This window comes from Paraburkholderia sp. FT54, assembly GCF_031585635.1.
Lineage (GTDB): Bacteria > Pseudomonadota > Gammaproteobacteria > Burkholderiales > Burkholderiaceae > Paraburkholderia.
This window is the reverse complement of sequence record NZ_CP134196.1, coordinates 2,152,852-2,165,424: the sequence shown is the minus strand read 5'-3', so window position 1 is coordinate 2,165,424 and position 12,573 is coordinate 2,152,852. Positions and strand designations below refer to the sequence as shown.

10 protein-coding genes and 2 pseudogenes are annotated in these 12,573 nt (G+C 65.2%); 4 read left to right on the top strand and 8 right to left on the bottom strand.

All coding sequences use genetic code 11. The features are described from left to right. Positions 1-23 precede the first annotated feature (23 nt). The 5 genes from RI103_RS29245 to RI103_RS29225 form a co-directional block, all read right to left on the bottom strand. A complete protein-coding gene (locus RI103_RS29245) occupies positions 24-1,532 on the bottom strand; it encodes a UdgX family uracil-DNA binding protein (RefSeq protein WP_310816068.1) in 1,509 nt (502 codons plus the stop codon). Positions 1,533-1,667: 135 nt separating this feature from the next. Continuing rightward, complete coding sequence (locus RI103_RS29240) at positions 1,668-2,255, bottom strand: nucleotidyltransferase family protein (protein ID WP_310818602.1); 588 nt, start codon at positions 2,253-2,255, stop codon at positions 1,668-1,670. A gap of 377 nt (positions 2,256-2,632) precedes the next feature. Further along, positions 2,633-4,855 (bottom strand): xanthine dehydrogenase family protein molybdopterin-binding subunit, encoded by a 2,223-nt coding sequence (locus tag RI103_RS29235; RefSeq protein ID WP_310816067.1) that lies wholly within the window; start codon positions 4,853-4,855, stop codon positions 2,633-2,635. Beyond that, complete coding sequence (locus RI103_RS29230) at positions 4,852-5,853, bottom strand: xanthine dehydrogenase family protein subunit M (RefSeq protein ID WP_310816066.1); 1,002 nt, start codon at positions 5,851-5,853, stop codon at positions 4,852-4,854. The genes RI103_RS29235 and RI103_RS29230 overlap by 4 nt, the downstream gene beginning before the upstream one ends. A gap of 12 nt (positions 5,854-5,865) precedes the next feature. Further along, the gene (locus tag RI103_RS29225) at positions 5,866-6,591 is read right to left on the bottom strand and encodes a 2Fe-2S iron-sulfur cluster-binding protein (RefSeq protein WP_310816065.1); all 726 of its coding nucleotides are present in this window, start codon (positions 6,589-6,591) and stop codon (positions 5,866-5,868) included. A 144-nt stretch (positions 6,592-6,735) separates the two neighbouring features. On the opposite strand from RI103_RS29225, the gene RI103_RS29220 reads away from it, so the two are divergent. The 3 genes from RI103_RS29220 to RI103_RS29210 all read left to right on the top strand — a co-directional run bounded on the left by RI103_RS29220 (position 6,736) and on the right by RI103_RS29210 (position 10,066). Then, positions 6,736-8,859, top strand: a complete 2,124-nt coding sequence (locus tag RI103_RS29220) for a D-(-)-3-hydroxybutyrate oligomer hydrolase (protein WP_409076999.1) — start codon at positions 6,736-6,738, stop codon at positions 8,857-8,859. Positions 8,860-9,001: 142 nt separating this feature from the next. Beyond that, complete coding sequence (locus RI103_RS29215) at positions 9,002-9,220, top strand: hypothetical protein (protein WP_310816063.1); 219 nt, start codon at positions 9,002-9,004, stop codon at positions 9,218-9,220. Between the two features lie 33 nt (positions 9,221-9,253). Beyond that, complete coding sequence (locus RI103_RS29210; protein WP_310816061.1) at positions 9,254-10,066, top strand: exodeoxyribonuclease III; 813 nt, start codon at positions 9,254-9,256, stop codon at positions 10,064-10,066. Positions 10,067-10,135: 69 nt separating this feature from the next. Here RI103_RS29210 and RI103_RS29205 read toward each other — a convergent pair whose 3' ends face one another. From RI103_RS29205 to RI103_RS29195, 3 genes and pseudogenes are all read right to left on the bottom strand, one after another. Continuing rightward, the gene (locus tag RI103_RS29205) at positions 10,136-10,423 is read right to left on the bottom strand and encodes a CsbD family protein (RefSeq protein ID WP_310816060.1); all 288 of its coding nucleotides are present in this window, start codon (positions 10,421-10,423) and stop codon (positions 10,136-10,138) included. 158 nt (positions 10,424-10,581) lie between these two features. Beyond that, positions 10,582-11,265: a Pr6Pr family membrane protein gene (locus RI103_RS29200; RefSeq protein ID WP_310816058.1), complete on the bottom strand. Its 684-nt coding sequence runs from the start codon at positions 11,263-11,265 to the stop codon at positions 10,582-10,584. 90 nt (positions 11,266-11,355) lie between these two features. Further along, a pseudogene (locus RI103_RS29195) lies at positions 11,356-11,511 on the bottom strand (motility protein MotB); the annotation flags it as partial. A gap of 516 nt (positions 11,512-12,027) precedes the next feature. On the opposite strand from RI103_RS29195, the pseudogene RI103_RS29190 reads away from it, so the two are divergent. Next, positions 12,028-12,564 (top strand): annotated as a pseudogene (locus RI103_RS29190) (hypothetical protein); the annotation flags it as partial. Between the last annotated feature and the right edge of the window lie 9 nt (positions 12,565-12,573).

Here is a 12,573-nt window from a genome sequence, read left to right as displayed (position 1 = left end):
GTTGGCTGACGCCTCCGTTCGGGTTAATCGTCTACCCCTGGCGCCGCCAACCCCGCCGCCCGACTGAACGCCGCCACCATGCCCGCGACAATATCCTCGCGCAGCCGGCCATCGGCCATTTTCAGCGCATACGACGGATGCCACGTCGGCACGATGAGCCGCCCGCCGTGATCGATGGTCTGCCCCAGATATTCCGACAGATTGACGTGCGCACCGGTCAACGCCTTCAGCGCGGTCGCGCCGAGCGTAACGACCACACGCGGCGCGACCTGCGTGAGCTCGTTTTCCAGCCAGTACTGGCAGGCTTCGACCTCGCGCCGCGCGGGCGTGCGATGAACGCGCTGCTGGTCGAGTGTTTCCCACTTGTAATGCTTGACGGCATAAGTCAGATACAGCGCCGCGCGCTCGAGGCCGGCGCGCGCTAGCACCGTGTCCAGCAATTGACCGGCTGGGCCGGTGAAGGGCGCGCCGTGCTGGTTCTCGTGCTCGCCGGGCTGTTCGCCGACCACCATGAGTGCCGCCTGAGCCGGACCGGCGCCCGCGACGGCCTGCTTCGCGTTGCGCCACAACGCGCAGCGCCGGCAGGTGGCCAGTGGTCCGGTGGGCTCGCGCAAGGGTGGCGTCACCGCCGAATATTCGAGCGGCGGCAGCTCCGGAACGGTGACGGTGCCGCTCTGCGCGCCGAGACGGCTGCGCTGGCGCGCGAGGTGCGCGGGCAGCGGCGGACCCGCGGGCGGCGTTCTCCAGTAGCGCAGTGGCACGGGCGCCGGGGCGGCATTGAAGACGCTGGCGTAATACGCGAGCCAGAGCGCCTCGGTGGGTTCGCTGGTCGTGGCTTCGCCGGCCATGGCGCCGGGTGGCAACGCTTGCATGGCTGGCGGATTCTGCTGCTGGCGCGTGGGAAAAGGGTGCGTGGCGTGCTCGCCGTCTTCAGTGGTCGGCCGGCTGATTCGCAGCAACATGCCGTTCCAGAGCACCGCGCCTTGCGGCGTCGCCAGCATCCAAGTGGAATCGCCCATGCGCTCGGCAAAGCGCGCGGCGGCACGCTCCAGCAGGTCATGATGCGGCTCGTACCAGCCGACGAACTCCGGCGGTCCCATGGACGGGTCGCGTCGCCTGAACCGGGTGAGCAGCAGCAGATCGTCGGTTTCGTGCTCGACCGACTGGATGCGCTGATCGAGCAGCGCGCCGTCAGCGTCTTGCGTGTCGAGAACGTGGCGCTCGCCGCGTGTCCAACGCCACAGGATGCGGTAGAGCAGGGACCAGCGGTCCGGCGCGCAAAAGCAGGCCGCCGTTTTCAGCCAGGCGAGCAGTTCGCGAGGAATGGCGGGCGGGGCGATGGCGGGGCTGTTTGAAACGTGTGTGCTGTTGGTGCCCGAAGCGACCGAAGCCTCCGAAGCCTCCGAAGCCCCCGCAGCACCTGAATCGAACTCAACCCACTCGATCCGTTCCGGTTCGACTCCTTGCCGCAGCAGTTCCCGCGCCGCGCGGCGCCATGCGGCAAAAGACGGCTCGATTGAAATGCGTTTCATGCGGACGCGCCGCGGCCATGCGCAACATAACGCGCCAGCCCATGCGGACCAAAATACTGTATGGATGTACAGTATGCGCCTGAACAGCGCTCCTGATCAAGCGTGTGACCTCACAACACCACGCCGCGGTCGCAGCTACACGTTGCGCAGATCCTCCGGCGTATCGACGTCGCGCAAAATGCCCGCGTCGTCGACGTCCAGCCGCGTCACCTGTTGCGACATGAGCAACGACCTCGCGCCGGTGTCGCCGTCGAGTGCCAGCAGCGCGTCGCGATGCTCGATGCCGAAGCCGACCGGATGCCCACGCTGCCCCTGATAAAACGGCGCGACCAGCGACGCGCCGCCGTCGAGCGCGCGCGCCACGCCTTCGATCGTCGTGGTGGCGATGCGCGGCATGTCCGCGAGCGCGACGATCCAACCCTCGGCGCCCTCGCTGGCCTCGACGCCGGCGGCGAGACTCGCGCCCATGCCGCGTTCGGCGTCCAGCGCGAACACCACGTCGCAACCGGCATCGTTGAGCAGCCGCGCGAGCGCGTCCGAACCCGGCCGCACTACGGCCAGCACGCGCGTCACGACCCGCAGCAGCCGATGCGCCGATTCATGCGCGACCGGCGTGCCGTCGGGCATGCGCGCGAGCAGTTTATTGTGCAGGCCGTCCGGATCGAAGCGAGAACCGAAGCCGGCGGCGAGCAACACGCCAGTGGCGAGCGAGGCGTAGGCCATGGGCGGGCACCGGTAGAAGGATGAGATCGATTGTGCGATGCAACGCAGCCACAGGCAAGCGCCAATACGGATGCTTGGCGCCTCGGCGCCGGCGGGCTCATCGGATCGCCACGTCGCTCGGAACGAACCGGCGTCAATTTGAGAGACGCGCGCGACGGTGCGGGCGCCCGCTCCCGCACCGTCGAACCGCAGCGGCGACGCCAACGGGCAACGCCGAACGCCAACGCCAACGCCAACGCCAACGCCAACGCCAACGCCGAACGCCGAACGCCGAACGCCGAACGCCGAACGCCGACGCCGACGCCAACGCCAACGCCAACGCCAACGCCAACGCCGACGCCAACGCCGACGCCGACGCCGACGCCAACCCCAACGCGTCAAACCTCCATCGTGCCCATCACCTTGTCTACCGTGATGGGCAGATCGCGCACGCGCACGCCCGTGGCGTGATACACCGCGTTCGCAATCGCCGCCGGCACGCCCGTCACGCCGATCTCACCGATACCGCGCACCCCGAGCGAGTTGATATACGGATCCGGCCGGTCGATAAAAGTAATGTCGAGCGAACCGATATCGGCATTCACCGGCACGTGATAGTCCGCGAGATTCGCGTTGGTGAAGCGCCCGTAACGCGTATCGAGCGAGGTCTCTTCCTGCAGCGCCGCCCCGACGCCCCACACGATGCCGCCCATCAACTGGCTGCGTGCTGTCTTCTCGTTGAGCACGCGGCCCACGTCGTAGACGCCGACCACGCGCGGCACACGGATCGTGCCGAGATCGGCATCGACATGCACTTCCACGAACACGGCGCCGAACGAGTGAAACGAGTACTTCTGCTTTTCGTCGCCGGGCTTGACGGTCGCGCTCGCCTCGATCGGCTTGCCGCCCGAGCGCGCGATGATCGCCGCCGCCGGATCGCGCCTGCCCGGTTGCGAGCGGCTCATCACCCAGCCGTTTTCCACGGTGATGTCGTCGAGCGCGATGCCGTGCACGGGCGACGCCTGATCGGCGAGCGCCAGCGCGATCAACTGGCTGCGCGCCTGGCTCGCCGCGTCGCGCACGGCCGGCGACACGCTCGCGGTCGATTGCGAACCGCCCGACCCCGGCGCTCTGGGCAGCGACGAATCGCCGAGCGCGAAGCGAATGTTTTCCGGCGCGAAGCCGAGCGCGTCGGCGGCCACCTGGGTCATCACGGTATAGGTGCCGGTGCCGATATCCTGGGTGCCGGAGGCGACCATCGCGGTGCCGTCCGGCAAGATCCGCGCAATGGCGCTGGCTTCGCTGCGATTGGCCGGATAGGTCGCGGTCGCCATGCCCATGCCGATCAGCGTGCCGCCGTTGCGCATCGAGCGCGGGGCGGGCGTGCGTCGCGACCAGCCGAATTTCTCCGCGCCGATCCGATAACACTCGCGCAAGGACTTGCCCGACCACGGCTTGTTTTCCTGTGGGTCGGCGTCGGCGTAATTCTTGATGCGCAGCGCGAGCGGGTCCATCTTCAGGGCCGCCGCGAGTTCGTCCATGGCCGATTCGAGCGCGAACGAGCCGGTTGTTTCGCCCGGCGCGCGCGTGAAGGTCGGCGTGCCGAGATTGAGCTGCACGATGCGGTGCGTGGTGACCTGGTTGGGCACCGCGTACAGCATGCGCGTGACCATGCAGCAGGTCTCGGTCCAGTCTTCGATCACCGAGGTGTTCGAGATGCTGTCGTGGCGCATCGCGGTCAGCGTGCCGTCGCGCCGCGCGGCGAGCACGAAGTGCTGCTCGGTGCGCGGACGCGCGCCAACCGGGCCGAACATCTGCGGCCGTTCGAGCACGAGCCGCACGGGCCGCCCGGTCTGCTTCGCCGCCATCGCGCACAACGAGACATGCGACCATGACGAGCCCTTGCAACCGAAACCGCCGCCCACGAACGGCGAAATCACGCGCACGTCGCTGGGTGAAACGCCGAGCGTCTTCGCGATCGCCTGCGCCGCGCCGCTCACGCCTTGCGTCGAATCGTAGAGCGTGAGTTGCGGACCGTCCCAGTGCGCCATCGTGGCGTGCGGCTCCATCGGGTTGTGATGTTCGATCGGCGTGGTGTAGGTTGCGTCCACACGCATCGCGCCGCTTTGCAGGCCGTCGTCGAAGCTGCCGCGTTGCGTGTCGGTTTGCCTGCCTTGCGGTTTGTCCGGCGCATACGCGTTCGGCAAGGCCCGCGCAAAGTCCACGGTCGCGGCGCTGCTCTGATACGCGATGCGCAACTGGCGCGCGGCGTCGGTGGCATGTTCGAGCGTGTCGGCCACCACCACGGCGACCGGCTCGTTGCTGTAGTGAACATCGTTGTCCTGCAGCAGCGAGAGGCGGCGTCCGGCCGGCGGCGCCAACGCGGCCTTGCCGCCGTTCGGCAGACGCGGCGCATTCTGATACGTCATCACGAGCAGCACGCCGGGCAGCGCCTGCGCGCGGCTCGCATCGATCGATGCAATGGTGCCGCGCGCAATCGTGCTGGTGACGAGCACCGCATGCGCGAGACGCGCTTCAGGAAATTCGGCTGCATAGCGCGCTTCGCCGGTGACTTTGAGCAGACCGTCGGTGCGGTCGAGCGGTTGACCAATCAGATTCATGCAACACCTCCCGCACGGCCGGCGGCCTGGTTCACTGCGCGCACGATCGCGCGCTGCGCGAGCCGCACCTTGAAACGATTGTCGTGCTGCGGCCGCGCTTCGCGTAATGCGGCCGCGGCGGCGTTGGTCAGCGTTGCTTGCGTGAGCGGCTGGCCGTCGAGCATCTGTTCCGCGACGCTCGCGCGCCACGGTTTGTGCGCGACGCCGCCCAATGCGATACGCGCGGTCTTCACGCGATCGCCATCCATCTGCAACGCGGCGGCCACCGAGACCAGCGCGAATGCGTAACTGGCGCGGTCACGCACTTTCAGATAGTGGGAGTTCGCGCTGAAGAGCGGCGGCGGCAGATCGACGGCGGTAATCAACTCACCGGGCTGCAAGGTCGTATCGACATCGGGCCGGTCGCCGGGAAGCCGGTGAAAGTCGGCGAACGCAATGGTCCGCTCGCCTGCGGGGCCGCTCACGCGCACCACGGCATCGAGCGCGGCCAGCGCCACGCTCATATCCGACGGATTGACTGCAATGCACTGCGGACTCGCGCCCAGAATCGCATGCGTGCGATTGAGGCCGTCGAGCGCCGCGCAGCCGCTGCCCGGCATGCGCTTGTTGCACTGCGTGAAGGCGGTATCGTAGAAATAGCCGCAACGCGTGCGCTGCAGCAGATTGCCGCCGACCGTCGCCATATTGCGCAGTTGTGACGACGCGCCCGCCAGAAATGCTTGCGAGAGCAACGGGTATTGCTCGCGCACCAACGCGTGGTTGGCCGCATCGCTATTGCGCACCAGCGCACCGAGCCGGATGCCGCCGTCAGGCAGCGTCGTGACCGTATCGAGTCCGCGGATGTGCGTGATATCGATCAGCCGCATCGGCCGCGCTACGCCGCCTTTCATCAGATCGAGCAGATTCGTGCCGCCGCCGATGAATACCGCGCCAGGCTGCTGCGCCGCCCGCACTGCGCCGGCGACATCGCCGGCGCGTTCATAAGAGATCGCATCCATGCTGTCGCTCCGTCAGGCGTTGGGGTTGCTGCCGCCGCTGTTCTGGCCGCCGCCTTCATGCACCGCGCGTACGGCGGCCACGATATTCGCGTAGGCGCCGCAGCGGCAGATGTTGCCGCTCATGCGTTCGCGGATTTCATCGTCGGAGAGTTGGGCAGGGCGGGTGCGCACATTGGCCGTGACGGTGCTCGCCGTGCCATTGCGGAATTCATTCAGAAGGGCGGTCGCGGAACACAATTGCCCGGGCGTACAGTAACCGCACTGAAAGGCATCGTGTTCGATAAATGCGCGTTGCATCGGACTCAGCGCGCCGTTGGCGGCGAGTCCTTCAACCGTCGTGATGTTCTCGCCTTCGTGCATCACGGCGAGCGTCAAACAGGAGTTGATGCGGCGGCCGTCGGCGAGCACCGTGCATGCGCCGCACTGTCCGCGGTCACAGCCTTTCTTCGTGCCCATCAGGCCAGCGTATTCCCGCAACGCGTCGAGCAAGGTCACGCGCGGCTCGAGTTGCAGCGTATACGCGCGGCCGTTTACGGTCAGCGTGACCGGGCGCGGCGGCACGGCTTGCTGAACCTGGGCCGGTGGCGCGGTCGGGGTTTGGCTTTGCGCGCGCAGATGCGGGGCCGCGCCGACCGTGGCGGCAGCGGCGGCTGATTGAAGAAAGCGGCGGCGTGAAGGTTTGGGTGGGGTGGCGGCGGAGGCGTGGCTCGAATCCTGACATTCGTTATGCGTAGACATGACGTTCTATTGACTCCGTTGAAAGGTCAATGCAGGCTAGCGATGCGTCGGTATCCGAAGCGTCGCGATCCCTTGGACAGCACGCAGCAAATTCGGTGCCGTTGCATTCACAACGGTATTAGAAAATAACGGAGACAGTCAAAGATGACATCAGCTTTCGGAATCAGACCTACGCCAAGCCCCGTGCCGTTGGTGCGAACCCTGGCGACGACGATGGCCGTGGCAATTGCGCTGACCGCCTGCCAGGGCAGCAGCGACATTGATTCGCCGCCGCAAGCGAACTCGCTGCCGGGTTTCGTTACTGCCTCATCGGTGAAAACCCAGTCCTACGACGGCAACACCGACGACCTGCTCACCGCGGGCCTCGGCAAATCCGGCCTCGGGTCGGCCACGGCGCCGGCCATTGCCAATGCCGCGCAACCCACCGCCGCCGAACTGCGGCGCCTCGCCATCTGGTCGAACTATCGCGCGCTCGTCGACATGACGGCGAACGGCGGCTATGGACGCTTCTGGGGGCCCAATGTCGACCTGAACGGCAACGACACGCTCGGCGAAGGCAAGATCGCCGGCAAGGAATACCTCGCTTACGCCGACGACGGCAGCGGCACGCAGAACGTGACCATGCTCGTTCAGATACCGGCAAGCTTCAATGCGGATCAGCCGTGCATTGTCACGGCAACGTCATCCGGTTCGCGCGGCGTTTACGGCGCGATTTCGGCGGCAGGCGAGTGGGGCCTCAAGCGCGGTTGCGCGGTCGCGTACACCGACAAAGGCAGCGGCAACGGCGCACATGAGTTGTCTTCCAATCTGGTTACACTGATCGACGGCACGTTGCAGAACGCGACCACCGCCGGCAAGGCCAGCTTCTTCACGGCCAACCTGGGCAACACCGATCTCGCGTCTTACAACAGCAGGTTTCCGAATCGCTACGCGTTCAAGCACGCGCATTCACAGCAGAATCCCGAGAAGGATTGGGGCAAGAATACGTTGCAGGCGATCCAGTTCGCGTATTGGGCGCTCAACGATTCTTACGGAGCGCTCAACGGTTCGACTCGCACGGTGCGTTACGCGAGCGGCAGCATCACGACCATCGCGGCCTCGGTGAGCAACGGCGGCGGCGCGTCGCTCGCGGCGGCGGAACAGGACACGTCCGGTTTGATCACCGCGGTCGTCGTGGGCGAACCGCAGATCAATTTGCGCTTGCCCGCGCAGGTATCGGTGGCCCAGGGCGGCGTGCCGGTAGGTGCATTCGGCAAGCCGCTCGCCGACTACACGACGCTCGCGAACATGCTGCAACCGTGCGCGGCGCTTGCGCCCGCGGCGACCGGCGCGCCGTATCTGACAGCATTGCCACTCGCCACGACCACGGCGATTCGCACCGCGCGATGCGCGTCGCTGGCAGCCGCTGGCGTGATCGCGGGCGGGGACGTGACGACCCAGGCGGCCAACGCGCTCGCGCTCCTGCATCAGAACGGCTACCAGACCGACTCCGATCTGCTGCAAGCGCCGATGTGGGATTCGCAGGCGGTGCCGGCTGTCGCCGTGACCTATGCGGATGCATACGCAAAAGCGAGCGTCACCGCCAACCTTTGCGACTTCAGCTTCGGCACGACGAGCGCGACGGGAACAGCCGGCGTGACGCCGGCGGTGTCGCCGATGCCCACGGTGTTCGGTAATGGCAACGGGGTGCCGCCGACCAACGGCATCAGCCTCATCTTCAATTCGGGTGGGGGCGCGGCGGACCACCGGCTGGCGACCGCCGACGGCAGTTTCGCGGGGGCCTCCTGCCTGCGTACGCTGTGGACGAACGGCACGCTGACCAATAGCGTCGAGGCCATTCGCGTGAATGCGAATCTGCATGGCAAACCCGCCATCATCGTGCAGGGCCGCGCGGATGCGCTGGTGCCGATCAACCACGCGTCACGGCCGTATCTCGGCTTGAATCAATTGAGCGAAGGTGGCGCGAGCAAGCTGTCGTTTTACGAAGTGACGAACGCCCAGCACTTCGATGCGTTCCTCGGCGTGGCGGGTTTCGATTCGCGCTTCGTGCCGCTGCATTACTACAACCTTCAGGCGCTCAATCTGATGTGGAGTCACCTGAAGAACGGCACGCCGCTGCCACCATCGCAGGTGATTCACACGATACCGCGCGGCGGCGCGGCCGGTGCCGCGCCCGCGCTGAGCACGGCCAATCTGCCGTCGATCGCGGCGAGCCCGGGCGTCAACGCGATCACGGTGACCAACGGCGCGGTGAACGTGCCAGACTGAGTCGGGCGGACTGCGCATCCGGCTCACGGCGGTGGCAATCGCGCACGCGAGCCGGTGTGCGCGATTGCCGGCCGTGAGCATGGCTGTCCGGGTATAAACGATGCTGCGGCAGATCAGGTGAAACGCGTTCAAGGGAGAGCGAATGCAGTTCGACTACAGGCATTTTCATATCGATTGCCGAGCCCGTCATGCAGAAGACGGCCTCTACTATGCGAGAGCGAAGATCACGCGCGCGCCGCGGAAAAACGAGCACGTCCAATCGCACGATTCGGGCGATATCGACGGCTTTTCCAATCAGGCCGATGCCATTTCATGCGCGAAGTCCTGGGCGATGGAGTGGTGCGACGCGGCGGCGCACTAGGCCGCATTGCAGGGAGTGCAAGGAGGACAGGCTGTGGCCAGGCTTCGAATCGCGACCTTCAACATCAACGGTATTCGCTCGCGCCTGCCGGCGCTGCTGCAATGGCTCGAACGCGAGGCGCCGGACATCGTCTGTCTGCAGGAACTCAAGGCGGTGGACAGCGCGTTTCCCGTCGAGCAGTTGCGCGATGCCGGCTATGCAGCGATCTGGCAAGGGCAGAGCGCATGGAACGGCGTGGCGATCCTGTCGAAAGGCGAAGCGCCGCTGGAGAGCCGCCGCGGCCTGCCCGGTTTCGAGGACGACACGCACAGCCGTTACCTCGAAGCAGCAGTCGGCGGCGTGCTGGTGGCATGCCTCTATCTGCCGAACGGCAATCCGCAGCCGGGGCCCAAGTTCGACTACAAGCTGGCGTGGTTCGATCATCTGATCAAGCACGCGGCGAAGCTATACAAGAGCGCGCATCCGGTGGTGCTGGCGGGCGACTTCAACGTGGTTCCCACCGATGAAGACATCTACAACCCGCGCTCCTGGCTGAAGGACGCGCTGCTGCAACCCGAAAGCCGCGAGCGCTACCAGCGGCTGCTCGCGCAGGGTTGGACCGACGCGCTGCGAACGCATTTCGGCGACGAACGGGTCTACACCTTCTGGGACTATTTCCGCCGGCATTGGGACACGAACTCCGGCTTGCGCATCGACCATCTGCTGCTGAGCGCCGACCTCGCGCCGCGCTTGCGCGACGCGGGCGTCGATCGTTGGGTGCGTGGCGAGCCGCATGCGAGCGATCATGCGCCTGCGTGGATCGAACTGGAGATGAGCGCAGGGCGCCGTAAGAAAAACGGCGCCTGAAAGCGGTGCATGGGTGCGAAACGGGCGATCGCTCAGCGCGGATCGCCCGGTGGTCAGCCGCGCCGAAAATTAACGGCGATAGTCGCGTCCAGAGGCGCCGTGTGCCCATAGCGCGCCGGCCACGAAACCGGCGAGCGCGACCACCGCGATCGCGGTGAACGGGCTTTCCGCCGTGGTCTCGCGGACGAGGCTCGTGGTGCTCGCGCATAGCTGCTGGGCTTTGCCGCTGAGTTCCTTCGCCTTGCCGGCCAGTTGCGTGCCGGTATCGCCCAACACGTCGCCGACCGCGCCCTGAACCTTGCCAGCGACTTCCTTCACTGCGCCTTCCGCTGAGTTAGTTGCCGAATTGGTGTCCATACGTTTTTGCTCCCATTGTCATATTTACGTGTGAGCCATTGCAATCGCAACGCGATCACACCAAGGTTTCGCGCACGCCACGCCGGGAAGCGCGGCTTACGTCCACCAGACACGGCGCAAGAAGCGCGCCCGGGGAAAAGCGGGACTGGACTCGAGCGTCAGGGGCGCCGCCGGGAATTGATCCCCACGAACACGGCCATCAACATGAGAAAGCCACCGAACAGCAGCGCTGAATTCACCACGGCATGCCTGAACCCGAGCGTCTCGACATTGATGAACGGGTAGGGATAGAAATCCGACAGGCTCCCGCGCCAGAAGGTCACGCCGAGATAGACCAACGGATACACCAGCCACCACAGACAATGCCGCAGCCTCAGATGAAAGCGCGGTACGAACAGCACCCAGTAAAGCGCGGCAAGCATGGGCAAGACACTGTGTAGCGATTCGTTGAGCAGCAGACGGAATGCCGTGGGCGTCCAGTAACCTCGCAACAGCAGGTTGTAGGCGATGCCGACAAACGCCATATACACCACCACAGCGGTGACGACGGTAGGTTGCCGGAAAAACCGCGCAGGCGCCGACCTGTGCCCGCGCAAGGCCACACAGGTAAAACAGATCGCGCAGGCGAGTGCCGTCAGATTGGTGAGGTAACTGCTCATGCGGGCGAAGCCGTCGAACACGGTCAGCCCGCGAGCAAGCGTGCGATCGATCGTGATGTCGGCTTGCGCGACGATGGACATCCACGCAATGACGGCGATGATCGCCGCCAGCGTGATCGACGAGACACTAGGCGTATGCAGCGGAAGCTCGGACTCCCGTTGCTCGGAAAGGGCAGGGCGCATGGGTTCGATTCTATACACACTGTATGTGCCTTGCAGTGTGCGTTATCGAGCGCACGAGCCAAACTGGTCAGGCACGAGGCCGAAACAATGCTACGGCGTGCTATGCGAACCGCTCACCGGCTGCAAGCGCCCGAGCACGGCGGGAATGGCTGAATTCGCCGGCGTGGTTTCGTCGATCGCGGTGCGTCCGCTGTCGTGGAAGAACGCCAGCTCCGCGGCTTTGTTCAATACCAGGATGCTGATGCGAGAACCGATCACTACCACCCAGCCGATTGCAACAAACATACTCTCTGCGATTATCTTGCGCGGTGCACGTTCGATCAGAATAGCCCTTATTTCAGGGGCTTTTCTCGTTCGTCGAAAAATTCCTGCATGTATGGGTAAACGGCTGAATTCGCGTTTGCTGAAGTGCTCGCCAGTATCGAATTCGAAAGAACTCACCAATCGGTTAGTTTTTGAATTGGTGCCGGTAAATCTGTCCGCGTACCGCGATCGATGCAGTTGCAACTGGTGTTTGTCATACCGGTGCAAACCCGAGTTAATGCGTCGTTAACGCTAAGCGGATAGCCACCTTTTTACCGATCGGTCTGCTAGCATGATGAACAGTTCGTCCGGCGGCCATTCCCGTGCAATCCCTTGCCGCGTCACGGCGCCCCGTCGATCAGGAAACCAGGCAGCGCTAGCGACTCAACCGGAGAACAATGCCGCATGCGGACTCTGACATCTCTTGCTCGACGTTGGCTGGTTCCCAAGGCTGCCTGCATGACGGGTTTCGGCCTGCTGTTCATTCCCACCTTCAGTCACGCTCAGGAGTTTTCGCTATTCGGCGGCGGCTCGCGCGCGAGCAGTATTAACACCTATACGTGGGCCTTCAACTATCAGGAAGGCCTGGGGCAATATTTCGCCGCCAGCTTCACGTGGCTCAACGAAGGACATATTCCCGATCATCATCGCGACGGCCAGTTGGTCCAGTTGTGGGCGCGGATTCCCGTGGGCAGCCCGCAATTCGTCCTGCAAGCGGGCGTCGGCCCATACCGCTACTTCGATACGACCACCGGCGGGCAGGGCGGCAGTTATTCCAACACTCACGGCTGGGGCGTGGTGTACAGCGTGCGCGCCGCGTACTATGCGTCGAACCGGTGGATCACGCAGCTCCAGTTGAATCGCGTGCACGTGCAGCGTGGACCGGATTCGGCCGGCGTGATGTTCGGCGTCGGCTATCAGCTCGACGCACCCGGTTCGCCGGGTCCGCGCGACTGGGCGGGCGGCAGCACCCACAAGGTCACCAATAACGAGGTGGCAGTCTCT